This window comes from Actinacidiphila acididurans (genome assembly GCF_016918855.1).
GTDB classification, from domain to species: domain Bacteria; phylum Actinomycetota; class Actinomycetes; order Streptomycetales; family Streptomycetaceae; genus Actinacidiphila; species Actinacidiphila acididurans.
The window spans coordinates 135,776-158,553 of record NZ_JADKYB010000004.1 but is presented as its reverse complement, the minus strand read 5'-3'; the positions used below and the strand labels follow the sequence as shown (position 1 = coordinate 158,553).

Annotated in this window: 27 protein-coding genes; 14 read left to right on the top strand and 13 right to left on the bottom strand. The window is 71.6% G+C overall.

The genetic code is table 11. The annotated features are described in order from the left end of the window. Positions 1-2: 2 nt before the first annotated feature. Positions 3-848: an oxidoreductase gene (locus ITX44_RS08495; RefSeq protein WP_205356459.1), complete on the bottom strand. Its 846-nt coding sequence runs from the start codon at positions 846-848 to the stop codon at positions 3-5. Positions 849-1,113: 265 nt separating this feature from the next. On the opposite strand from ITX44_RS08495, the gene ITX44_RS08490 reads away from it, so the two are divergent. After that, positions 1,114-2,349, top strand: coding sequence for a glycosyltransferase family 87 protein (locus ITX44_RS08490; RefSeq protein ID WP_205356458.1), 1,236 nt, complete (start codon positions 1,114-1,116; stop codon positions 2,347-2,349). A gap of 60 nt (positions 2,350-2,409) precedes the next feature. On the opposite strand, the gene ITX44_RS08485 is transcribed toward ITX44_RS08490, so the two are convergent. Next, positions 2,410-3,015, bottom strand: a complete 606-nt coding sequence (locus tag ITX44_RS08485; protein ID WP_205356457.1) for a GOLPH3/VPS74 family protein — start codon at positions 3,013-3,015, stop codon at positions 2,410-2,412. A gap of 259 nt (positions 3,016-3,274) precedes the next feature. Here ITX44_RS08485 and ITX44_RS08480 point away from each other — a divergent pair, with 259 nt between their 5' ends. Next, positions 3,275-4,150, top strand: coding sequence for an SDR family oxidoreductase (locus tag ITX44_RS08480; RefSeq protein WP_205356456.1), 876 nt, complete (start codon positions 3,275-3,277; stop codon positions 4,148-4,150). A 351-nt stretch (positions 4,151-4,501) separates the two neighbouring features. Here the strand turns inward: ITX44_RS08480 and ITX44_RS08475 are convergent, their stop codons facing one another. After that, on the bottom strand, positions 4,502-6,169 hold the full coding sequence (locus ITX44_RS08475; protein WP_205356455.1) for a glutamate synthase subunit beta: 1,668 nt from the start codon (positions 6,167-6,169) through the stop codon (positions 4,502-4,504). Positions 6,170-6,532: 363 nt separating this feature from the next. On the opposite strand from ITX44_RS08475, the gene ITX44_RS08470 reads away from it, so the two are divergent. The 4 genes from ITX44_RS08470 (at position 6,533) to ITX44_RS08455 (ending at position 8,371) form a co-directional block, all read left to right on the top strand. After that, entirely contained in the window at positions 6,533-6,919 is a 387-nt protein-coding gene (locus ITX44_RS08470) for a hypothetical protein (protein ID WP_205356454.1), read from the top strand. A 255-nt stretch (positions 6,920-7,174) separates the two neighbouring features. Then, positions 7,175-7,600 carry a hypothetical protein gene (locus tag ITX44_RS08465; protein ID WP_205356453.1) on the top strand — a complete coding sequence of 142 codons (426 nt, stop codon included), beginning with the start codon at positions 7,175-7,177 and terminating at the stop codon, positions 7,598-7,600. Positions 7,601-7,672: 72 nt separating this feature from the next. Further along, positions 7,673-7,996 carry a hypothetical protein gene (locus ITX44_RS08460; protein WP_205356452.1) on the top strand — a complete coding sequence of 108 codons (324 nt, stop codon included), beginning with the start codon at positions 7,673-7,675 and terminating at the stop codon, positions 7,994-7,996. 39 nt (positions 7,997-8,035) lie between these two features. Next, complete coding sequence (locus ITX44_RS08455) at positions 8,036-8,371, top strand: hypothetical protein (RefSeq protein WP_205356451.1); 336 nt, start codon at positions 8,036-8,038, stop codon at positions 8,369-8,371. Here the strand turns inward: ITX44_RS08455 and ITX44_RS08450 are convergent. Both ITX44_RS08450 and ITX44_RS08445 read right to left on the bottom strand, forming a co-directional pair. Beyond that, positions 8,345-8,767 (bottom strand): hypothetical protein, encoded by a 423-nt coding sequence (locus ITX44_RS08450; RefSeq protein WP_205356450.1) that lies wholly within the window; start codon positions 8,765-8,767, stop codon positions 8,345-8,347. The genes ITX44_RS08455 and ITX44_RS08450 overlap by 27 nt on opposite strands. 8 nt (positions 8,768-8,775) lie before the next feature. Then, positions 8,776-9,534, bottom strand: a complete 759-nt coding sequence (locus tag ITX44_RS08445) for a hypothetical protein (protein ID WP_205356449.1) — start codon at positions 9,532-9,534, stop codon at positions 8,776-8,778. Positions 9,535-10,356: 822 nt separating this feature from the next. On the opposite strand from ITX44_RS08445, the gene ITX44_RS08440 reads away from it, so the two are divergent. Both ITX44_RS08440 and ITX44_RS08435 read left to right on the top strand, forming a co-directional pair. Further along, positions 10,357-10,548, top strand: coding sequence for a hypothetical protein (locus ITX44_RS08440; protein WP_205356448.1), 192 nt, complete (start codon positions 10,357-10,359; stop codon positions 10,546-10,548). A 94-nt stretch (positions 10,549-10,642) separates the two neighbouring features. Then, positions 10,643-11,368: a creatininase family protein gene (locus ITX44_RS08435; RefSeq protein WP_205356447.1), complete on the top strand. Its 726-nt coding sequence runs from the start codon at positions 10,643-10,645 to the stop codon at positions 11,366-11,368. 215 nt (positions 11,369-11,583) lie between these two features. Here ITX44_RS08435 and msrA read toward each other — a convergent pair whose 3' ends face one another. Then, a complete protein-coding gene (msrA, locus tag ITX44_RS08430; RefSeq protein WP_205356446.1) occupies positions 11,584-12,237 on the bottom strand; it encodes a peptide-methionine (S)-S-oxide reductase MsrA in 654 nt (217 codons plus the stop codon). Between the two features lie 180 nt (positions 12,238-12,417). Here msrA and ITX44_RS08425 point away from each other — a divergent pair, with 180 nt between their 5' ends. Then, a complete protein-coding gene (locus tag ITX44_RS08425; RefSeq protein WP_205356445.1) occupies positions 12,418-13,581 on the top strand; it encodes a cystathionine gamma-synthase in 1,164 nt (387 codons plus the stop codon). Between the two features lie 236 nt (positions 13,582-13,817). On the opposite strand, the gene ITX44_RS08420 is transcribed toward ITX44_RS08425, so the two are convergent. Genes ITX44_RS08420 through ITX44_RS08410 form a run of 3 tightly spaced genes read right to left on the bottom strand, consistent with a single transcriptional unit; the run spans position 13,818 to position 15,165 of the window. Beyond that, entirely contained in the window at positions 13,818-14,090 is a 273-nt protein-coding gene (locus ITX44_RS08420) for a hypothetical protein (RefSeq protein ID WP_205356444.1), read from the bottom strand. Further along, the gene (locus ITX44_RS08415) at positions 14,087-14,587 is read right to left on the bottom strand and encodes a sigma factor-like helix-turn-helix DNA-binding protein (RefSeq protein ID WP_205356443.1); all 501 of its coding nucleotides are present in this window, start codon (positions 14,585-14,587) and stop codon (positions 14,087-14,089) included. Before ITX44_RS08415 ends, ITX44_RS08420 begins: the two co-directional genes overlap by 4 nt. A 32-nt stretch (positions 14,588-14,619) precedes the next feature. Then, a complete protein-coding gene (locus tag ITX44_RS08410) occupies positions 14,620-15,165 on the bottom strand; it encodes a MarR family winged helix-turn-helix transcriptional regulator (protein WP_205356442.1) in 546 nt (181 codons plus the stop codon). Between the two features lie 283 nt (positions 15,166-15,448). On the opposite strand from ITX44_RS08410, the gene ilvA reads away from it, so the two are divergent. From ilvA to ITX44_RS08395, 3 genes are all read left to right on the top strand, one after another. Continuing rightward, complete coding sequence (gene ilvA / locus ITX44_RS08405) at positions 15,449-16,669, top strand: threonine ammonia-lyase (protein ID WP_205356441.1); 1,221 nt, start codon at positions 15,449-15,451, stop codon at positions 16,667-16,669. A 275-nt stretch (positions 16,670-16,944) separates the two neighbouring features. Continuing rightward, entirely contained in the window at positions 16,945-17,955 is a 1,011-nt protein-coding gene (locus tag ITX44_RS08400) for an ATP-binding cassette domain-containing protein (RefSeq protein WP_205356440.1), read from the top strand. Next, positions 17,952-18,806 carry an ABC transporter permease gene (locus tag ITX44_RS08395; protein WP_205356439.1) on the top strand — a complete coding sequence of 285 codons (855 nt, stop codon included), beginning with the start codon at positions 17,952-17,954 and terminating at the stop codon, positions 18,804-18,806. The genes ITX44_RS08400 and ITX44_RS08395 overlap by 4 nt, the downstream gene beginning before the upstream one ends. Before the next feature lie 62 nt (positions 18,807-18,868). Here the strand turns inward: ITX44_RS08395 and greA are convergent, their stop codons facing one another. The 3 genes from greA to ITX44_RS08380 all read right to left on the bottom strand — a co-directional run bounded on the left by greA (position 18,869) and on the right by ITX44_RS08380 (position 20,037). Beyond that, entirely contained in the window at positions 18,869-19,366 is a 498-nt protein-coding gene (gene greA / locus ITX44_RS08390) for a transcription elongation factor GreA (RefSeq protein ID WP_205356438.1), read from the bottom strand. Further along, on the bottom strand, positions 19,363-19,506 hold the full coding sequence (locus tag ITX44_RS08385) for a hypothetical protein (RefSeq protein ID WP_205356437.1): 144 nt from the start codon (positions 19,504-19,506) through the stop codon (positions 19,363-19,365). The genes greA and ITX44_RS08385 overlap by 4 nt, the downstream gene beginning before the upstream one ends. 123 nt (positions 19,507-19,629) lie before the next feature. Next, a complete protein-coding gene (locus ITX44_RS08380; protein ID WP_205356436.1) occupies positions 19,630-20,037 on the bottom strand; it encodes a DUF4307 domain-containing protein in 408 nt (135 codons plus the stop codon). 180 nt (positions 20,038-20,217) lie between these two features. On the opposite strand from ITX44_RS08380, the gene mca reads away from it, so the two are divergent. After that, positions 20,218-21,090 carry a mycothiol conjugate amidase Mca gene (gene mca / locus ITX44_RS08375; protein WP_205356435.1) on the top strand — a complete coding sequence of 291 codons (873 nt, stop codon included), beginning with the start codon at positions 20,218-20,220 and terminating at the stop codon, positions 21,088-21,090. 15 nt (positions 21,091-21,105) lie between these two features. Beyond that, positions 21,106-21,381: a hypothetical protein gene (locus tag ITX44_RS08370; protein WP_307795169.1), complete on the top strand. Its 276-nt coding sequence runs from the start codon at positions 21,106-21,108 to the stop codon at positions 21,379-21,381. Positions 21,382-21,472: 91 nt separating this feature from the next. On the opposite strand, the gene ITX44_RS08365 is transcribed toward ITX44_RS08370, so the two are convergent. Then, positions 21,473-22,753, bottom strand: a complete 1,281-nt coding sequence (locus ITX44_RS08365; RefSeq protein WP_307795168.1) for an RNA polymerase sigma factor — start codon at positions 22,751-22,753, stop codon at positions 21,473-21,475. Between the last annotated feature and the right edge of the window lie 25 nt (positions 22,754-22,778).

The window sequence follows — 22,778 nt, the reverse complement described above, 5'->3', positions numbered from 1 at the left end:
CGTCAGGCCGGTTGCTGCGGCGGGAAGTCGGCCTCGGCGCTGACGGCCGACCACGCGCGGGCCTCGGCGGTGCGGTCCTCGGCGGAGGACAGGGCGATGGCGACCGCGTCGGAGCCCAGGAGGAGGCGGCGGGGCGGGTCGTCGGAGGTGGCGACGCGGACGATCACCTCGGCGGCGCGGGCCGGGTCGCCGGGCTGAGCACCGTCGGCCTCACGGCGGCGCTCGTTCATGGCCCCGACCGTCGCCGCGTAGGCCGGGCCGACGGGATGAATCGTCATCGACGAGCCCTGCCAGTCGGTGCGGAAGGCGCCCGGCTCGACGATCATCACCCGCACTCCGAAGGGCCGCACCTCGTTGGCCAGCACCTCGGAGAAGCCCTCGACCGCGTGCTTCGCGCTCTGGTACGCGCCCATGCCCGGGCTGCCGCCGACCCGGCCGCCGATCGACGAGATCTGCACGAAGGTGCCCGACCCCTGCTCGCGCAGCACCGGGAGCGCGGCCCGGGTCACGTGCACTGTGCCGAAGAAGTTCGCCTCGAACTGTGCCCGGAAGTCCGCGTCGGACACCTCCTCGATCGGCCCGCTGTTCGCGTACCCGGCGTTGTTGACCACCACATCGAGCCCGCCGAACACCACGGTCGCCGTCTTCACCGCCGCCACCGCCGCTGCCGGGTCCGTGACGTCCAGCCCGAAGGGGCGTACCCGGTCGCCGTACTCCGCCGCCAGGTCGTCCACGCTTTCCGGCCGCCGCGCGGTGGCCAGCACACGGTCACCGTGCTCCAGCGCCGCCCGGGCCAGCGCCCGCCCGAGGCCCCGCGACGCCCCCGTGATCAGCCATGTCCGCGCCATTCCGTACATCCCCTTGCCCGTACGTCCGGTCCGCCGTCCGCGGCTCCCGCTCCCTCTTCACCCTGGCCCACTCCGCCCGGCCCCGCCACCGCCGCGCCGGGCCGCCCGGACCACGCCGACCGTCCCGGCAGCCCTGCCGTCGTCAACCCCTGGCGTCCATCCACCGCGGATACGTACCCCCGCAGGAGTGGCAATCGGGGCCCTGCACCGGCCGATCGCGGCTTCCGCCGGGAAAACGCCCGTATACGGATTAGCTTGCTCGCATATGAGGAGTGACAGCGGCGACGCGCTGACTTCCTGGCTCCGCGGCCGCGCCTCCCGTCCGGCGCTGGTCGCGGCCCTGGTCGTGATCGCGGTGTCCGTGCAGGGCGCCGTCTGCCAGGCCGACGGCGGCATGGACAACCAGGTGGTGGCCCGGGCCGCCCGGATCTTCCTGGACGGTGGCTCCCCCTACGCCGACAAGCGGTTCCTGTACCTGCCCAGCAGCGTGCTGCTCGCCGTCCCCGAGGCGGAACTGGGCCCCGCGGCGGTACGGGTCCTCGCCCCGATCCTCGTCGCCGCGCTCGTCCTGCTCGGCTGGTGGGCCGCCCTGCGGATCTTCGGCGTCTCCGCCCGCAGTCGGCTGGCCGTGGGCGTGGCCGGCGGCCTGGCCTACTTCGCGCCTTTCCGCAGCGAGCTCTACCTCGGCAACTGGACAGCGGTCTCGGCCGCCGCCCTCCCGGTGTCGCTCCTGTACGCCGCCCGCGGCCGCTGGACCGCCGCCGCGGCCGTGATCGGCGCCGCCGTCGCCGTCAAGCCGATGCTGGTGCCGATCGCCCTGCTGTTCGTCCTGGCCCGCCAGTGGCGGCCGCTCGCCGTGCTGGCCGCCATCCCGCTGGGCGCCTCCGGGCTCGCCGGGCTCGCCATGACCCACCCCGTCCTGCTCTTCACCAGGACCTTCCCCTTCCTGCTGCACGGCCAGGACTCCTTCGCCCGCCCCTACGACGCCTCCCTCACCGCGATCCTCGGCCGCCTCGGCCTCGCCCAGCCCGCTTCCGCCCTTCTCGCCGGCTTCCTCGCCGCCGCGGGCCTGTGGGCGGCCCGCACCCGCTGGCGCCGTCCCGGCGGGGACGAACGGCTCCGCCTCGTCGAGACGGCCACCATGCTCATGCTTGCCACTTTTGTCGTGGCCCGGCCGGCCTTCCTCCACTACGTTCTCGTCGTCCTGCCCCTGCTGCTCGCCACGCTGCCCTTGCGGGGCTCGCTCGGACATTCGCCCTGGTTCTGGATCGTCCTTCTGCCGCAGAATGCCGCGGTCGGGTGGCCGTACCTCGCGTCGGCGCAGCGGCGCGCCTACAAGGACGCGCTGATGCTTTCTGGCTTGGCCTTGCTTCTGGCGTGGCGCATCCTCGAGCCGTCGCTTGCCCGGAGGGCGCCCCAAAGGGGCGCGGGGAACTGCGCCAGCAACCGCACTCATGCCGGTGGTCCGGAGACGACAGCAACTGCCCCTTCGGGGCGGTGACGACCCGCGGCCCGGAATCGGGTTGCGCCCCTGGGTTTTCCCGGCGAACCCCCGACCCCCTCAGTACCCTCGCCGGTAGTTGTCGATGGTGGCGTCCTCCAATTTGCGCGCCCGGCGCTTGCGTTCTTCCGCAAGCTCACCCAGCGCCTCCGTAAGGGCGTCGAGGACGGCGTTGGACGGGGGGTCGGTGACGTCGGGGGCGTCCTCCACGCCGGTGGCGCCAAGGGCGGAGCCCAGCGCGGCGAGGACGGGTTCGTCGGCCTCCCAGCGGCTGGCGGCGCGGCGCCGGTCGGAGGAGTCGGCCAGCACGGGCTCGGAGCTGCGGAAAAGCACCCAGCGGCGGCGTTCCTCGCGGACGACCTGCCCTTCCGTCTCGAGGTCGGCGAGGTAGACGTCGGCGAGGCCGCGGCCGCGGCGCCACAGCCAGTCGGTGACGTTCTCGTAGGGCCGGCCGCGCCGCACCTGGCCGGCCGCCTCGGTGAGCAGCCGGTCGCCGGCCGGTCCCACGGCAAGCGGCACGATCCGCTGCCCGTCCAGCTCGATCACCCCCGCGCCCAGCAGGTCGATCGTTTCCGCCCCGGCCAGCGCCAGCGACAGATCGCCGCGCTCCACCGGCCCCCCGTACGGCTCCAGGGCCGTGATCATCAGATCCCGCGCTGTGGTCATGACCGACTCCACGACAAGCTCTTCGGCGGTCCGGACCGGGGACGGCCCCCCGCCGGCCCGCCGCGACGGACACCCCCCATGATCCCTCCAAGCCCGGTCCGGCACGAGCCGTCGCCGCCGTCCCCCTCGGCGTGCCCCGTTGGCCGCGCCCGGCGGGCGGCCCGGACCCGCCGCGGCCACGATGGGACGGGAGCCCGCCCGTACCCGGGCGTAGCGCGTCAATTACGCGCATTCGACCATCGCCCCAGGGAGCGACGCCATGGCAGCCTCGGAACCGGTCCCGGCCCCGGAACAGCTCGTCCTGGTCACCGGCGGCACCGGCACGCTCGGCAGCAGGCTGGTCCCGCGGCTGCGGGCGGCCGGCCGCGAGGTGCGGGTGCTCACCCGCGGCGCGCTGGCGGACCTGAAGGACCGGGAAGGCGTTCGCCACGTGCGGGGGGACCTGAGCACGGGGACGGGCATCGGCCCCGCGGTGGACGGCGTCGGCACGATCGTGCACTGCGCGGGCACCGGCCGGGGTGACGACGAGCTGACCCGCAACCTGGTCCGCGCGGTGAACGCCCGGGGCCCCGCCCGCCCCCACCTGGTCTACATCTCCGTGGTCGGCGCCGACCGGATTCCCGTGAGCGGCGGCGTGGACCGGGCGATGTTCGGGTACTTCGGCTACAAACGGGCCGCCGAACGCGTCGTCGCCGGCTCCGGGCTGCCCTGGACGACGCTGCGCGCCACCCAGTTCTACGACCTGGTCTGGTCGGTCGCGGGCGTGATGACCCGGCCGCCGCTCGTCCTGTACCCGGGCGGCACCGGCTTCCAGCCGGTCGACGTCGACGAGGTCGCCGCTCGGCTGACCGAACTCGCCCTCGCCGAGCCGGCCGGCCTCGTCGACGACTTGGCCGGCCCCCGCGTCTGGCGCACCGCCGACCTGCTGCGTTCCTACCTGGAGGCGACCGGCCGCCGCCGCCCGGCCATGATCCCGGTCTACCTGCCGGGCCGCGCCGCCCGCGCCGTCCGCGAGGGCGCGAACCTCGCCCCGGACCACGCGGTCGGCCACCGGACCTGGGAGGAGTACGTCGCCGAGCGCGCCTCCCGGGCCCGCCGTCATCCGCAGCAGGCGCGGCCCCGTACCAGCCACTGAGCGGAGCCTCGTCGCGCACTCGCAGCGGCCGGTCGATGGGCGCTGTCCCGGACCTGGGGGGAGTACGTGGCCGAGCGTGCCGCGCGTACCCGCCGCCATCCGCAGCAGGCGCGCCCCATCCCAGCCACTGACCGGAGCCTCGTCGCGCACTCGCAGCGGCCGGTCGGTGGGCGCTGTCCCGGACCTGGGAGGAGTGCGTCGCCGAGCGCGCCTCCCGGACCCGCCGCCATCCGCAGCAGGCGCGGCCCCATCCCAGCCACTGAATTCCTCGCCTCACACCCGCGAGCGGCCGGCCGGTCGGGGCGATCCCGGATCGCGCGGCCTCGTCCCGGCCAGTGGCCGTAGCCCCCCTCACACCCGCAGCGGCCGGTCGGTCGGCGCGATGGGGGAGGGCAGCTCGGTGCTGCCGGTCAGGTAACGGTCCACGGCCGCCGCCGCGGCCCGCCCCTCCGCGATGGCCCACACGATCAGGGACTGCCCGCGCCCGGCGTCGCCCGCGACGAAGACGCCGTCGGGAGCACCCGTGGCCCCGTCCTCCTGCTCAGGACCTCCGCGTGCGGGTTCGCGTACGCCGTCCGGTACGTCGCTCCGTACGCCGTCGCCTCCGCCCGGGTCCCTGTCCTCCCGCTCAGGACCTCCGCGCGCGGGTTCGCGTACGCCGTCCCGTACGCCCCCCTCTACGGAATCACCCGCCCCCGCGGGCACCGCCGCGAAATCCGGGCCCCGGGCGAAATTGCCGCGCGCGTCCAGTTCGAGGCCGAGCTGTTCGGCCAGGCCGGAGCCGTGTTCGCCGTGTTCGGGGCCGGAGAAGCCGAGGGCGAGCAGGACGAGCTCGGCGGGCAGCTCGCGTTCCGTGCCGGCGCGCGGGCTGCGGTCGTGGGGTGCCGCCTCGGCCAGGCGCAGGGCCCGTACCCGGCCGTCCGGGTCGCCGGCGAAGGCCAGGGTCGCCGCGGAGAACAGCCGTGGGTCGTGGCCGGCCCGGCCGCGGGCCTCCTCGTGCGCGTGCGAGATCCGGTAGACCGCGGGGTACGTCGGCCACGGCTCGCCCGGCGCGCGCGCAGCGGTGGGTTCCGGCCGGATGTCGAGCTGGACGACCGAGGCCGCGCCCTGCCGCAGCACCGTACCCAGGCAGTCCGAGGCGGTGTCGCCGCCGCCGATGATCACCACGTGCCGGCCCGCCGCGGAAACGGGGGAGTGCGGGAAATCGCCCTCGCGCTCGCGGTTGGCCAGCGTGAGGTAGTCCATCGCCTGGTGGATGCCGGCCAGCTCCCGCCCGGGCACCGGCAGCTCGCGCCGCTGCCCCACGCCGACCGCCACGACCACCGCGTCGTGCCGCCGCTGCAGCTCCCCGGCGTCCAGGTCGCCGCCGACGTCGACCCCGGGACGGAACACCGTGCCCTCCGCCCGCATCTGCGCGATCCGGCGCTCGACCTGGCTCTTTTCCAGCTTGAACTCCGGTATCCCGTACCGCAGCAGCCCGCCGAGCCGGTCGGACCGCTCGTACACCGCGACCGTGTGCCCACCCCGGGTGAGCTGCTGCGCGGCGGCCAGCCCGGCCGGTCCCGAGCCGATCACGGCGACCGTCTTCCCGCTCAGCCGCTCCGGCGGCTGCGGCGCCGCGTAGCCGCGCTCCCACGCCTGGTCGGCGATCGCCTGCTCGACGTTCTTGATCGTCACGGGATCGTCGTTGATCGCCAGGACGCACGCGTCCTCGCAGGGTGCCGGGCACAGCCGCCCGGTGAACTCGGGGAAGTTGTTCGTCGCGTGCAGCCGGTCCGCGGCCGATTCCCAGCTGCCGTTCGCGGCGTACACGTTCCACTCAGGGATCAGGTTCCCCAGCGGGCACCCGCTGTGGCAGAACGGTATCCCGCAGTCCATGCAGCGCCCCGCCTGCTCGGTGACCACCGGCAGCAGCGCCTGCCCCGCGTACACCTCGCCCCAGTCCCCGACCCGCTCGCGCACCGGCCGCCCGTTCACGGCCTGCCGTCCGCGCTTCAGGAAGCCCTGCGGATCGTTCATTCCGCGCCCCCTCTCCTTCCTTGCTTCCCTCATCTCCTCCCGTGGTCCCCCCGCTTCTCCCCGAGCCCGCCGGCTCCTCACGCTCCCGTCCTCCGCTCCCGCCGCCATGACGTCGGTGCGACGTCGGTGCTTTCGGGTTTCGGGAGAATCGGGAGAACGGGAAGCCGGTGAAACTCGCGGTCCGCCCAGCGTACGCCCGTTTTGTACGGATATGACGGCCGTCCACGGATGTCTTTCGCGGTCCGGCCCGGCGGGTCCTCCGGCGCCCATGGGCACTCCTGGGCGCAGGCAAACCTCACCCGCGCGTGGGCTCGTATCCGAAGTCGATCGGCACACGAGCCGCGGCCGGGGATACTGGGCTCTGTGGACACCTACGAGAGCACCACACGGCTCGAACGGTGGGCCAACCCGCCCACGCCCCTCGACGGTGTGGCGATGCGGGTCACCGTGCACGTCGCCGGCGATGACCGGCGCTTCGAACTGGTCCCGACCACGCCGCTGCCGGCCGTCGACTGCGCGCCCCTCGAGGTCCTGATGGCCCTCGAACCCGTCTTCACCCTGCGCCTCGACGATTCCGACACCCTGCTGGTCGACGTGGCCGTCGCCCCCCACACCTCCGAGAGCCCGCCCGCTCCCGACGCCGAGGACGACGACCCCACCGTCCCCCTTGCCGAGACCCTCAGCGCCTCCCTGGCGCCCTGTACCGCCCCCGCGACCCCCGCCACGCCGGATCACGCCGCCGCGCGGTGAGTCCGTCCGGCGCGGCCGGGGTGTTCGTCAGAGCGCCGGCGCGCGCGATGTGACCGTACGGAAAGCGCCGTACCCGTACGGAATGTGCTGCCCCGGTGGCCCGTCGTCCGTACGACCCGGGCTACGCACAATGCCGTACGGCGGCTGCCGCACCGGCGCGATCCCGAGTCGTACCGCCCGGTACCGAGTGTCGCCGGACCGCGCCGCGGCCGACATCAACTCGACCTCAAACACCGGGAGTTGGCGAAAAGGCCGGTGCTTGTAGTCGAGCAGCACTGCAACGGCGCGGCGGCGGCCTCGTACGGCCACATCCGGATCAGCAAGCCGGATCCGCTCGCCCTGACCGCGGACGTCGCCGCGGACGGCACCTTCAGCACCCTGGACGGCAACGCCACCATCCACGGCACGGTCACCTGCACCCTGCCCGTCAACGTGACGCTGACCCCCTCGGTCACCCAGGTCGCCCACCGCACCATCATCCGCGGCGCGGCCCCCGTCGCCACCGTCGCCTGCACCCCGGGCACCCCGGCCCCCTGGACCGTCACGGCCGTCCCGACCGGCACAACTCCCTTCCAGCGCGGCGACGTCGAGGCCGTCCTGAAGGCGACCGCCTCCGACCCTCTCTACGGTGAGATCCTCACCACGACCCAGACGGTGGCTGTCACCCTGCGCAAGGGGTAACCCCCCGGCTTGCGTGCGGCCCGACCCGGGCCCCGTCCACAACGGCGGGGCCCGGCGCCGCATACTCCTGCCATGGACAGCTACCAGGGCCTGGCCACGCTCGAATGGTGGGCCAACGGATCGACGTGCCTCTTCGACCTGGCCGTGCGCGTCGAGGTCCGCGTGACGGGTGCGGACTGGCGCTGCTCCGCTTTCCCCGCTGAGCCTTTGTCCGCTGTTGCCGTGGAAGCCTTCGACTTCCTGATGGCCCTCGATCCCGTCTTCACCCTGCGCTTCGAGGACGACGGCACGATCGTTGTCCACGCGATGGCTGAGGACGAACGCCTGACGCTGACCCTCTCCGAACCTGCTACGGGGCAGGCGGGCAGGCCCATTGAGTACACGTGGCACATCTGAGCCGAGCGCGTTGTCGTACCCCCAAGCGATGATCCCGCCATGGTGACAGCCAGAAACGAGCGAGGCTGGTCGGTACGCCGCCCCGGCCCGACAGCCGTGAGCACCCTGGTCGCCGGCCTCGGCCGCGGCAACTCCTTCCTGATCCTCGAACGCGACGACGAGGACCTGGAGGGCAACTGGTACATCCAGGTGCGGTTGCGCGACAACAACACGTACCAACTGGAATACCGCGACGGCACGGCCGCCCACCACTACCAAACCCAGACCGTCTCCCAGACCGAGGCATGTCTCGAGCCTTCCTGGCCGTGGGCGTTACTGCCTCCTTCCGTGCACCGATACCGCTACCCGTCACTCAAGGTAGTCCCTGATCAATGAAATGTCCTGCTTGTCTTTGTCTCTGTCTAGGTCATTTTCTACGAGCCAGGATTTCCACTCCAATACTCGCACAAGGGGTGTGAAATTTACCCCATCGATCACCTCTGATTCAGCAATCAGTGAATTGATGTCGTAGTCGAACCAGCCGTTGAGAATTTCAAGAGAATCGCCATAAAGTATTATGTGTTTCGCGTAGCCGAGAGGTGCGTCAGTGGGGTCGCCAAAACGCAGGGCAATGGTCCACGCCTCAAGTCGGGCAACGACATCCAGGTCACTGATTTCACGGGGCAGGCCATGTGCCAGCATGGGCGCGCTACCTGCGATTACATAGTCATTAGTGGGGAGTTCGAGGGAAAAAAGCAGCCGAAACAGGTGGTGCTCACGAATTGATTCCACGATTGCTCCTAAAGAGGCGACAACCCTAGAGCTAGCCTCGTCGTGGCGGCAACCAGCAGAGTTGCAACAACGCTGGTCAGCGTTCCAATCAGGTAGTAATCGCCTACCAGCTTGCCCCCATCGCTGACCCCGGGCAAGCGAGCCAGTGACTTGGCCGCCACGACGAGGGCGGCGGCATCGGGATTTCCAGAGACCAAAAAGGCGAAAAGTAGAGACCTCTCGATCCAGCCTACATGCGAGCCGACTCTGACAAAGTCACCCACCTTTCTGTCGATCTCTCCTCTGCTGATCTTCTCGTTTATTTCTTTAATTTGAGGCCGCAGGATGCGACCAATTATATATTGACTTCCAAGGATTGCAATCAGGGCTCCCGATGCGGTGATGGTTGGTCGATCATTCGCTATCAGTGTTTTGCGTACGTGATCGACCAGCGAATTCCTTCCCTCATATGTGAGAGGTGCCAGCGTCAAGCCGGAGACCGCAAGGGCTACGTACTGGCTTGGCGCAAGATGGCGCCAGCTGATGTGGCTTAATAAGCGCGGACCGGCTGGCCACGGTCTGTTGAGAATTGCTAGACATCCGGCAAAAATCACAGTGTAAGCAATGACAGAGTATGTGACGTGGTCGTGTCGGGCGGGAAGTATCGCCACGGCCGAATAAAGCAGAGTGGAAGTTACGGCGATTATCGGATGCTTCTTATACCAAGAGAATCCGGCCGGCAAGCTTAAGGAAGCCAGTGATGCCATAAAAATGCGCGCGAGATCCATTATTCCTCAAGGTTGTCGTATTGTTAAGGGGAAAATCAGGAGCGAGTCAGCCGAGACCGCCCTTCCCCATGCGAATTAGGCCACCCCAGCCCCAAGGGCAACGCCGACTTGTACAGGGGTAGACGTTGGTGCGGTGAGAAGCCGACCAAGAGCATCACGGTTCATCGGGGTCCCTTTGTGGACATCGTGCTGTATAGCACCGAAGTGCAGCAACCTCCCTCGTGGTGTGGGTTTGTCGTGGTGGTTGGCCGGCGGGGGCAGGGCATCACACTTGGGACAACCCCATGACCATGACGTGGAAGGTGGTATGGCCGGTCGGCGCAGGCGCCGCACCTGCGGGGCATCCCAGTCACCCGCCAGCGCCGGACAACTCGTCGCACATCGTGCGTTGCTCCTTGTGCGTCAGGGATCCTGCGTCGGTGTTCGTGGTTAAGGTTCAGTGTGCGAAGCGCAGGCGGGACCGGATCTGTTCGTTGGCCGGCCCGCTCATCTCCGTGCTGGCGCGGCCGTTCAGCGCGTCGGCAAGCCGAGGCACGGGCCAGGGCCGTCGCCGTCGTGGACCTCGGAAGGGCGAGGTCCGAGGTTGCGCCCCCACTGGGTCAAGGCGTTCAGCAACTCACCGCACGACGCAGCCACGTTGCGGGGGTCGCGGCTCCACCGCCGGATCACCGCCTGGCCTGCCGCTCTCACCTGTCGCAACTGCATGTGTGCATCAGGCTTTAGGGTGGTAGGTCACGCAAACAGTCCTGCGTGATTACCCATCGTGGGTAACATCGCCGACAGGTCGACTACGGCAGGCCAGTGGGAAACGGAGCACGGCTCATGCCCAGATACGAACCGCCACACGACCTCCCGGCTCGCCTGCTGAGCGACCACGAGATGATCGAGGCCCGCTGCCAACGCGACTTCTCGCAGGTCTTCAGGCTCGTCAAAGTGCGCGCTGGGGTCTACCCCCTGATCGCCCGCCGCTGCGACCTCGCGCTCAGATGCCTTCCCGATGCCTTCCCGAAGTGATCGCGGGCCACCGGGCGATCTGGGACAGCGGCGTCATCAAGCGGGTGGCTGACGGATTCAACGCCCCCGGCACGCAAGGGAGATGCTGAGGATCATGGACGAACTGATCACACAGGCCACCTCCAGTGACGAGCGCCGCAGGGGCAAAGCCGTCGCCGTCCTGCCCGTGGGCAGCTTCGAACAGCACGGCGAGCACCTGCCGTTGATCACCGACACGGCGATCGCGTGTCTCATCGCCCGCCGCATCGCCGACGACCACGGCCTGTTCCTGCTGCCGCCGGTCACCATCTCCTGCTCCCACGAGCACGCCCACATGCCCGGCACCGTAAGCATCAGCGCCGCCACGCTCTACGCGATGGTCAACGACATCTGGCGGTCCCTCGAAGCGGCCGGCACCCCCGGACTGCTCATTGTCAGCGGCCACGGCGGCAACTACGTCCTGTCCAACGTCGTCCAGGAACTCAACGTCAACGGCCCCCGCCTCGCCCTCTTCCCCGGCTCCGAGGACCGCGCCCGGGCCCGCCGCGACGCGGCGACAGAGAGCGGCCCAGGCGAGGACATGCACGGCGGGGAGTTCGAGGTCTCCCTCCTCCTCCACGGCGCCCCGCACCTCGTACGCGACGGCATCGAGACCACCGACCACGTAGCCGTCGATCGCCCCCACCTGCTCACCCTCGGCATGGCCGGCTACACCACCACCGGCGTCATCGGCCGCCCCTCCCTGGCCACCGCGGCCAAAGGCGAAGCCCTCCTGGCCAGCCTCTCCCGCTCCGCCGCGGCCCACCTCGCCCTCATCGACGGGCCCTGCAGCCCCAGCTGAACCCCTCAGGCGGCGTGCGGCACGAAGTCCGAGCCGAGACAGAAGCGCCGCTCGCGACGGGACCCTGCTGGCCGGCTTGGACCATGATCACCTGATCGTGTGATCAGCGCAGGGGTGGTGGACACGTCACAACAAACGGCGCGGCCGCCCCCGCCCGTACGGGAACGGCCGCGTCAATGACAGCGGGCCCGCCCGGCAGACCGGGCGGGGAAGGGTTACGCCTTCGCGATGCCCACCGGGCAGGAGAGCCCGGTCCCGCCGAGGCCGCAGTAGCCGTTGGGGTTTTTGTCCAGGTACTGCTGGTGGTAGGGCTCGGCCGGGTAGAAGGGGCCGGCGGGGAGGATTTCGGTGGTGATCGTGGGGTGGCCGGCCGCCGTGAGGACGGACTGGAAGGCGGCGCGGGAGGTTTCGGCGGTGGCGGCCTGGGACGGGGAGTGGGTGTAGACCGCGGAGCGGTACTGGGTGCCCACGTCGTTGCCCTGACGGAAGCCCTGCGTGGGGTCGTGGCCCTCCCAGAAGGCCTTCAGCAGCTGCTCGTACGAGACGAGGGCGGGGTCGTAGACGACGCGCACCGCTTCGGTGTGGCCGGTCATCCCGGTGCACACCTCCTCGTACGAGGGGTTCGGGGTGTGGCCGCCCTGGTAGCCGACCAGCGTGGTCCACACGCCCGGGATCTGCCAGAAGACCCGCTCGGCGCCCCAGAAGCAGCCCAGCCCGAAGTCCGCGATCTCCAGCCCCTCCGGGTACGGGCCGGTCAGCGGGTTGCCCAGGACGGTGTGGCGGGCCGGCACGGGGAACTCCGGCTGCGCGCGACCCGGCAGCGCCTCCTCCGCCGTGGGAAGGTGCGACTTGTAGCGGTTGAACAGCATCAGCGGTACTCCTCCGACGCGGGTGCGTGATCTGGCCCTGGTCCGTCCGGTGGCGCCCTGCGCCAGGGGTCACCTCGCGCCGCACCACCGGTCGACCAGACGCTACAACGCAATCCGGCCTCCCCTGATTCCGCCCGAACCTGCCCGTACCGCCGCCCCGCGCCCACTACGCTCGAGCCCATGAGCGATCAGCACTCCGCCGCACCACCCCACCACTTCGAAACGCTCGCCATCCACGCCGGCCAGCCGGCCGACGCGGCGACCGGGGCGGTGGTCACCCCGATCTACCAGGTGTCGACGTACAAACAGGACGGCGTCGGCGGGCTCCGCGGCGGCTACGAGTACAGCCGCTCGGCCAACCCCACCCGTACCGCCCTGGAGCAGAACCTCGCCGCCCTGGAGGGCGGCAGCCGCGGCCTCGCCTTCGCCTCGGGCCTGGCCGCCGAGGACTGTCTGCTGCGCACCCTGCTGGTCCCCGGCGACCACGTGGTGATCCCGAACGACGCCTACGGCGGCACCTTCCGCCTGTTCGCCAAGGTCGTCGAGCGCTGGGGCGTGCAGTGGACCGTCGCCGACACCTCCGACCCCGCGGCGGTACGCCAGGCCCTCCAGCCGCGCACCAAGGTGATCTGGGTGGAGACCCCCTCCAACCCGCTGCTCGGCATCAGCGACATCGCCGCGCTCGCCGAGGTCGCCCGCGGCGCCGGGGCGAAGCTGGTCGTCGACAACACCTTCGCCAGCCCCTACCTCCAGCAGCCGCTCGCGCTCGGCGCGGACGTGGTCGTGCACTCCACCACCAAGTACATGGGCGGGCACTCCGACGTGGTCGGCGGCGCGCTGATCACCGCCGACGCCGGCCTCGGCGACGAGATCGCCTACCACCAGAACGCCATGGGTGCGGTCGCCGGGCCCTTCGACGCCTGGCTGGTGATGCGCGGCATCAAGACGCTGTCGGTACGGATGGACCGGCACAGCGAGAACGCCGAGCGCATCGCCGAGATGCTGGCCACCCACCCGCGCGTCACCCAGGTCTACTACCCGGGCCTGCCCGAGCACCCCGGGCACAAGGTGGCCGCCGCGCAGATGCGGACCTTCGGCGGCATGATCTCCTTCCGCGTCGAGGGCGGCGAGACCGCGGCCGTCGAGGTCTGCAACCGCGCCGAACTCTTCACCCTCGGCGAGTCCCTGGGCGGCGTCGAGTCCCTGATCGAGCACCCCGGCCGGATGACCCACGCCTCGGTCGCCGGCTCCGCCCTCGAGGTCCCCGCCGACCTCGTCCGCCTGTCCGTCGGCATCGAGGCCGTCTCCGACCTTCTCGCCGACCTCCAGCAGGCCCTGGGCTGAGACCCCTGCGGTTCACCGGCCGGTGCGAACAGCGAACGGCCGGCCGGTGAGCCGTACGCCGTAGGGTGTCGGGTCCGTCTCCTCCGGGTGCCGCGTCCGTCCTGCGGATCCGCGCCGCCACCTACGCCCTGGCGTACGCCAGCGGTACGACCGCGCGTCGACCACCCGTACGTACCTCGCCCGACGCACTACGCGCCGACGTACCTACGCGCCTACGTATCTACGTACCTGCGCGGCTACCCACCCACCGGCCACCACGCCCCGCCGCCCGGCGCGTCCGGCACCTGCGACGAGCCGTTGTCCGGCCACAGCAGCACCGCCAGCACGATCCCGGCGATCACCGCGGCCACCACAAGCGTCCACAGCACCGCGTGCGTGATCCGGCGCCGCCGGACGATCAGCCGGCCGCGGGCCGCGGCGCGGGAGGCGAGGTCCGGCGGCACCATCGGGTGCGGGGTGTCCAGCTGCCGCCGAACCTCGTCGTCGCGCCGGTTGGGCAGGGTGCTCATGTCGACGTCCCGCCGAGCCGGTAACCGGCCGGCTCCGGGCCGCGCCCGGACCCCCTCGACGGGCCCCGCGAGGGCCCTGGCCTGGACCGCAGGGTCGCCGTGGCACGCCCGCAGATCGCGCGGACCCGTTCGGCCGGCAGTCCGAGCTGCGCCGCCGCCTGTTCCTCGGCGACGCCCTCGAACAGCCTCAGGGTCACGACCAGCCGTTCCTGCGCGGAGAGGCGGTCCAGGGTGCCGCCGTGCGGGCGGCGCCAGCGGGGGCGGCCGGCGTAGCGGCGGACGAGTTCGCTGCGGGCCTGCTCGTAGGGGTCCTCCGCGCGCATCCGGAACCAGTCGGCGTAGGTCCTGGCCAAGGTGGCGACCAGGAGCCGTTCGGCGTCGGCTCGGTCGCCGGTGAGGAGCAGGGCGGAGTGCAGCAGGCGCCCGGCCGCTCCCGCGGTGAACGCCGCGAACTCGGCGTCCCGTCGCAGTTCCGCTGCCGCCCGGCGCTTGCCCACGCGGCCATGGGACGGCAACCCGGCGCCGCGGGTCAAGCCCCCTGCGGCTCCGTTCGCGCCCCCGATGTGCCCCCCTGCGTCCCGCGCGCCGCCTGCTCCTCGGTCTCCTCGCGCAGTCCCGCGTGCCACTCGGCGAGGCCGGTGTTGAAGCGGATCAGCAGCTCGGTGAAGATCTCCCGTTCCTGGGTGGTCCAGGCGTCGGTGACCTGGGCCATCAGCCTGCGCCGGGAGTCGCGGACCTCGTTGAGCCGGCCGCGGCCGCGTGGGGAGAGGGCGAGGACGACGGCGCGGCCGTCCTCGGGGTGCGAGGTGCGTTTGACCAGGCCGGTGTCGACCAGCGGCGCGACCTGCCGGGTCACTGTCGAGGAGTCGATGCCCATGGCTTCGGCGAGCGCCTTGACGCCCATCGGGCCCTCCCGGTCCAGCCGGTTGAGCAGCAGATAGGCGGCGCGGTCCATGGAGTTGCGGGCCTTGCCGACGCCGCCGAGCCGCGTCTGTTCGGCGCGGCGGGCGAAGAGGGCGACCTGGTGCTGGAGCCGCTCAAGGAGTTCGGTCGAGGTCTCCGTGGGGTTGGACATGACCTGAAAGCTCGCGTTCTCTCGGTCCTGCAATGAGGGGGACGGGGCCTGAAGTTGGGCCTGAAGTTGGGAGAAGAGTACGCGGAGCGAGTGGCCCAGGGGCCGTTCCCGCCCAAACCGCAATGCGCCCGAAAGCAGCCGTACGCCCGGTCCCGGCGGGTCGGCGCGGGTCCGTACCACCGGCGGATGCGCCGTCCGGGCGCGCCCACGCCCCGGGGGCGGTGCGAAGGCCCAGGTGAGGGCGCTGGGGGTGCGGGGAAGGCAGAGCTGCGACACTGGGGCCATGGACGCAAGCCGGCCCGCAGCGATCACTCTCGACGACGTGCGCGGTGCGCACAAAATGCTCGCCGGCGTAGCCCGGGTCACCCCCATGGAGGGCTCGCGTCACCTGTCGTCGCTGGTCGGGGCACCAGTGCACCTGAAGTGCGAGAACCTGCAGCGGACCGGGTCGTTCAAGATCCGCGGCGCGTACGTGCGCATCGCCGGGCTCACCCCGGAGCAGCGCGCGGCCGGGGTGGTCGCGGCCAGCGCCGGCAACCACGCGCAGGGCGTGGCGCTGGCGGCCTCGCTGCTCGGGGTGCGCTCGACGGTGTTCATGCCGGTCGGCGCCCCGCTGCCGAAGGTCGCCGCGACCCGGGAGTACGGCGCCGAGGTGCGGCTGCACGGCGCGGTGGTCGACGAGTCGCTGCTGGCGGCCAAGGAGTACGCGGAGTCGACCGGCGCGGTCTTCATCCACCCCTTCGACCACCAGGACGTCATCGCCGGCCAGGGCACGCTGGGCCTGGAGATCATGGAGCAGTGCCCGGAGGTCGGCACGATCGTGGTGGGCGTGGGCGGCGGCGGGCTGGCCGCGGGGGTGGCGCTGGCGGTCAAGGCGCTGCGGCCGCAGGTGCGGATCGTGGGGGTGCAGGCCGCGGGCGCGGCGGCGTACCCGCCCTCGCTGGCCGCCGGGCGTCCGGTGACGCTGGAATCGGTGGCCACCATGGCGGACGGGATCATGGTCGGCCGGCCCGGCGACCTGCCGTTCGCGATCATCCGCGAGCTGGTGGACGAGGTGGTCACGGTGACCGAGGACCAGTTGTCCTCGGCGCTGCTGCTGTGCCTGGAACGGGCCAAGATGGTGGTCGAGCCGGCCGGGGCGAGCCCGGTGGCGGCGCTGCTGGCCGCACCGGAGTCGTTCGCCGGGCCGGTGGTGGCGGTGCTGTCCGGCGGCAACGTGGACCCACTGCTGATGCAGCGCACCCTGCGGCACGGCATGTCCGCGGCCGGCCGCTACCTGTCGCTGCGGGTCCGCCTGCACGACCGCCCCGGCGCGCTGGCCACGCTGCTGGGGGTGTTCTCGGCGGCGGACGCCAACGTCCTCGACGTGAGCCACGTCCGGACCGACCCCCGGCTCGGCCTGACCGAGGCCGAGGTCGAGGTGCACCTGGAGACCAAGGGCCACGAGCACTGCGCGGCCCTCGGCGCGGCGCTGGAGGACGCCGGGTACCCGGTGATCGACTGAGCCGGCCGGACGACCTGCCGACCCCGACGGAACCGCCGGACCCGCCGCACCCGCTGACCCCGCCCGGGCGCCCCCGTAAATCCCGTTGACGCGATATATCGCGTCTGGCATTATCGCGCCCTGTCACCCGGGCGTCCGCCGTGCGCGCATGCCCGCGTGCGTGTACGTGTACAGGTACGCGATGAGTTACGGCCGCGGTGCCGGTCTACCGGGGAGGAGCCGCCGTGCGCGGCTCGGGCACAGCGACAATCGAGCAACCGACGGGAGCGAACAACATGCCGGGCGCGATCTACGCCGAAGGTCTGGTCAAGACCTTCGGCGACGTCAGAGCGCTGGGGGGAGTGGATCTCGACGTACCGGAGGGGACCGTACTCGGCCTGCTCGGTCCCAACGGCGCGGGGAAGACCACCGCCGTACGGGTCCTGACCACCCTGCTCCGTCCCGACAGCGGCAAGGCCGTGGTCGCGGGCATCGACGTCCTGAAGAATCCCAACGAGGTCCGCAGGCACATCGGCCTGTCCGGGCAGTTCGCGGCGGTCGACGAGTACCTGACCGGCCGGGAGAACCTGCAGATGGTGGGCCAGCTCTACCAGCTCTCCGCCAAGGCCGCCCGGGCCCGCGCGGACGAGCTGCTGGAGCGGTTCAACCTGGCCGACGCCGCGACCCGGCCGTCCAAGACGTACTCCGGCGGCATGCGCCGCCGGCTCGACCTGGCCGCCGCGCTGGTGGTCAGCCCGCCGGTGATGTTCATGGACGAGCCCACCACCGGGCTCGACCCGCGCAACCGGCAGCAGCTGTGGGAGGTCATCCAGGAACTGGTCGCGGGCGGCACCACGTTGCTGCTCACCACTCAGTACCTGGAGGAGGCCGACCACCTGGCGCACGACATCGCCGTGGTCGACCACGGCCTGGTCATCGCGCGCGGCACCTCCGACGAGCTCAAGGCCCGCACCGGCGGGGAGCGGGTGGAGGTGGTGGTGCACGAGCGCGGCCGCATCGAGGCCGCGGCCCGCATCCTGTCCGCCCGCGGCAAGAGCGAGGCCGGGATCGAGCAGCACACCCGCAAGATCACCGTCCCGGTCACCGGCGGCGCCAAGCTGCTCGCCGAGATCATCCGGGACCTGGACGCCGAGGGCATCGAGATCGACGACATCGGGCTGCGCCGCCCGACCCTCGACGACGTGTTCATCTCGCTCACCGGCCACCGGGCCGAGCAGGAAGCCGCGGGCAACGGGGGCGCCGGGGACGGCACCGAGCCGTCGCTCGCACAGGAGGCGGTGAAATGACCGTCGTGACCGACCCGAACACGCGCACTCTCGCGCCCACCGCCGCCGGGGGAGTGCTGCAGTCGATGCACGACTCCCTGGTGATCGCCCGGCGCAATCTGCTGCGCATGATGCGCATCCCCGAGGTCGTGATCTTCGGCCTGGTGCAGCCGATCATGTTCGTGGTGCTGTTCAGTTACGTCTTCGGCGGTTCGGTGAACGTCGGCGGCACCTTCTCGGCGACCGCCTACCGCGAGTTCCTGATGGCCGGGATCTTCGCGCAGACCGTCACCTTCGCCACCGCGGGCGCGGGCGCCGGCATCGCCGACGACATGCACAAGGGCCTGGTGGACCGGTTCCGGTCGCTGCCGATGTCGCGCGGCGCGGTGCTCACCGGCCGCACCCTGGCCGACCTGGTGCAGACCGCGCTGACCGTGGTGGTGCTCGCGATAGTCGGCGTGCTGGTCGGCTGGCGCATCCACCACGGCGTGCCGAAGATGTTCGCCGCCTTCGCGCTGCTGCTCCTGCTGGGTTACGCCTTCTCCTGGATCGGCGCGCTGATCGGCCTGACCGTGCGCACCCCGGAGGCGGCCACCTCCGGCGGCCTGATCTGGCTGTTCCCGGTGACCTTCGTGTCCAACGCCTTCGTGTCCCCGGACAAGATGACGCCCTGGCTGCGGCACGTGGCCGAGTGGAACCCGTTCAGCGCCACCGTCCAGGCCTGCCGGACACTGTTCGGCAACCCGGGCGTGGTGCACTCCAACGCGTGGCCGATGGAGCACCCGGTGTGGGCCTCGCTCGTGTGGTCCGTGCTGATCATCCTGGCCTTCCGCACGCTGGCGGTCCGCAAGTACCGCTCGGCGACCGCGTAGCAGCGGACGCACGGAGCCCCGGCCGCACCTGGCGGCCGGGGCTCCGTCGCGTACGGGGTCGATCAGCCCCGGTAGGGCTTGACCTCGAGGATGCGCACCGTGGCCGGCTTGCCGTTGGGCAGTTCGTACGTCGCGTCCTCACCGGTTCGCTTGCCGGTGACGCCCCGGCCCAGCGGCGACTGCGGGGAGTACGTCTCGAGGTCGCCGGCCACTCCCTCGCGGGAACCCAGCAGGAAGGTGACCGTGTCGTCCGGGTCGCCGTCGAACGCGATCGTGACCACCATGCCCGGCGCCACGACGCCGTCGTCCGCGGGGGCCTCGCCGACCTTGGCGTTCTCCAGGATCTGGTTCAGCTGGCGGATCCGCAGTTCGAGCTTGCCCTGGTCCTCGCGCGCCGCGTGGTAGCCGGCGTTCTCCTTGAGATCGCCTTCCTGGCGGGCTTCCTCGATCTTGGCGACGATCTCGGCGCGCGCCGGACCAGACAGATGCTCCAGCTCGGCCTTGAGCTGGTCGTACGCCGCCTGGGTGAGCCAGGTGACGTTGTCGCTGGTCTGGGTCACAGGTGCTCCTCGTCGGTACATGTGGTGCCGTGTGCCGTGCCGCCGGCCACGTGCGCGGCCGGCGGTCGTTCCTGCGAGACGTACGGGCTTCCTCCGCTGTCGCCGAGGTACCCCCACCCGATGAACAAGTGCATTGCCATCGCTCGCCGGGACGAAACCACGAGCCTAACAATTACCGGCGGTGGACGGGAGTATTAACCCTCCGGGTGACGGCGGCGCCGCGCTGCGCGTACGGCGGGCCCTGCGGTCGGCTCGTCGGAAGGTCAGTTCTTCGGCGCGGTACCGCAGTGCACGAGCTCACCGGTCTCGCCGCGCGCGGTGGTGCGTACCGTCACGATGGTGTCGACCTGCTTGGCGTGCTCGGCCAGGGTGACGTCCTTGCGGCCGACCTCGTTGTGGTCCTTGTCCTCCGAGCGCAGGGTGCACACCGCGACCGTGCCGCTGCTCTTGTGCACCTCGAGGTGGATCTCGACCGCCTGGTCGGAGACCGCCTTGAAGGCCACCACCTGGGCGCTGACCTTGCTGTCGACGACCGAATGCCAGCCGTACCAGCCGATGCCGATGACAGCCAGCGCGCCCAGCAGGATCGCGGCGATCCTGAGCTGGCGGTTGGCGCGCGCGTCCGCGTCGGCGTTCCGCCCGTAGCGGTCCGCGGGCCCGACAGCCGTCATGATCGTCCCTCCTGCCCGGGCCGCGGAATTTTTCCCCGCCGCCCTCGGTCACTATAGGAGGTGCCCTCCCGGCCGACGGAGGGGGCCGGGGGTGACGCGGGCGGGCCCGAGGAGCACCCTCGCAGACGACCCGACGCCGACGCCCAGACCCCGCCGACACCGAGGACCGAGGGACCCGCCTTGACCGAGCAACTGCGACTGATGGCCGTGCACGCCCACCCCGACGACGAGTCCAGCAAAGGCGCGGCCACCATGGCCAAGTACGTCTCCGAGGGGGTGGACGTCCTGGTGGCCACCTGCACCGGCGGTGAGCGCGGCTCGGTGCTGAACCCCAAGCTCCAGGGCGACCCCTACATCGAGGAGCACATCCACGAGGTGCGCGCCAAGGAGATGGAGGAGGCGCGGCAGATCCTCGGTGTGAAGCAGGCCTGGCTCGGTTTCGTCGACTCGGGCCTGCCCGAGGGCGACCCGCTGCCGCCGCTGCCCGAGGGCTGCTTCGGGCTCCAGGACGTGGACGAGGCGGCCGGTGTGCTGGTCAAGCTGATCCGCGAGTTCCGACCGCACGTGATCACCACGTACGACGAGAACGGCGGCTACCCGCACCCCGACCACATCATGACCCACAAGATCTCGGTGGTGGCGTACGAGGCGGCCGGCGACCCGGACCGCTACCCGGAGGCGGGCGAGCCGTGGACCCCGCTGAAGCTCTACTACAACCAGGGCTTCAACCGGCAGCGCACGCTGGCCCTGCACGAGACGCTGCTCGCCCGCGGCCTGGAGTCGCCGTACGAGGAGTGGCTCAAGATGTGGGAGAAGTCCGACCGGCCGGAGCGGTCGCTGACCACGCACGTGCCGTGCGGGGACTTCTTCGAGATCAGGGACAAGGCGCTGATCGCCCACGCCACCCAGATCGACCCGGACGGGCCGTGGTTCCGGGTGCCGCTGGACATTCAGCGCGAGGTCTGGCCGACCGAGGACTACGAGCTGGCCCGGTCCCGGGTGGACGTCTCGATGCCCGAGGACGACCTCTTCGCGGGCGTCCGCGGCGCCTGAGCGACAATGGTCGGCGTGACTGCTGACGCCGCCCCCTTGCTGGCCCACCCCGCACTGGTCCCGCTCGCCCAGGACCTCAACCAGGACAAGGTCACGCCCGGCCTCCTCGGGTTCGTGATCTTCGCCGTCATCGCCGTCGCCCTGTGGGCGCTGATGAAGAACATGGGCAAGCAGATGAAGAAGATCGACTTCGAGGAGAAGCCCGCCGACAAGAGCCGGCCGCCGGCGGCGAAAGCCGCCGAGGAGCGCCGCCCGAGCCCGGCGGCGAAGGCGGCCGACCCCAAGTCCTGAGCGCGCCCCGCCCCGTTGTGACCGTACGGCCGCCCGACCGTACGGTGGTCCGCCTGCCGTGGCCGTGCGGCTGTCCGGTCGCGCCCGCCGGCTAGGCGCTCTCCGCGGCCCGGCGCAGCAGCAGGGTGCGTTCGGCGTTGTTACGGGTCAGGTCCGCCGCCTCGGTGAAGGCCGCGCGGGCCTCGGCGCGGCGGTCCAGGCGGGCCAGCAGGTCGCCGCGGACGGCGGGCAGCAGGTGGTAGCCGGCCAGGCAGCCGGCCGCGGCCAGGGCGTCGGCGAGGGCCAGCCCGGCGGCCGGGCCGTCGGCCATGCCGACCGCGACCGCGCGGTTGAGTTCCACCACGGGCGAGGGGGCGCGCAGCGACAGGGCCTCGTACAGCCGGGCGACGGTGGCCCAGTCGGTCTCGCCGGGGGTGGCCGCGCGGGCGTGGCAGGCGGCGATCGCGGCCTGGAGGGCGTACGGGCCGGGCGGGGTGCCGCGGGCGGCAGCGGCGGCGTCGGCCCGGGCGAGCGCGGCGAACCCGCGGCGGATCAGCAGCCGGTCCCAGCGGGCCCGGTCCTGGTCGGCCAGCAGCACGGGGTCGGGGCCGGAGCGGGCGGCGGCGCGCGAGGACTGGAGTTCCAGCAGCGCGGTCAGGCCGTGCACCTCGGGCTCGCGCGGCAGCAGCCCGGACAGCACCCGGGCCAGCCGTAGCGCGTCCTCGCACAGCGCCGGCCGCATCCAGTCGTCGCCGGCGGTGGCCGCGTACCCCTCGTTGAAGATCAGATAGACCACCTCCAGCACGGAGGCGAGGCGTTCGCCGAGCGCGGGGCCGGACGGCACCTCGAAGGGCACCTGCTCGCGGGCCAGGGTGCGCTTGGCGCGGACGATGCGCTGGGCGACGGTGGCCTCGCCGGTCAGGAAGGCGCGGGCGATCTCGTCGGTGGTCAGGCCGCCGAGCAGCCGCAGGGTCAGCGCGACCCGGGCCTCGCGGGCCAGCACCGGGTGGCAGGCGACGAACACCAGCCGCAGCAGGTCGTCCTGGATCTCCTCGGGGTCCGCCGGGCCCTCGTCCGCGCCCTGCGCGATCTCCAGCTCGTGCCCGAGCAGCTCCAGCTTGCGGGCGAAGGTGCGGTCCCGGCGGATCTGGTCGACCGCGCGCCGCTTGGCCGTCGTCATCAGCCACGCGCCCGGATTGCGCGGCACGCCTTCCCGCGGCCACTGCTCCAGCGCGGCCACCAGCGCGTCCTGCGCGAGCTCCTCGGCCACTGCGAGGTCGTGCGTCATCCGGGTCAGGCCGGCGATCAGCCGCGGCGACTCGATCCGCCACACCGCGTCGACGGTACGGTCCACCGCCCGCCGTTCCGGTCCGCTTCCTGCCGTCACGGTCACCCATCACAGCAGCCGCGGCGGACCC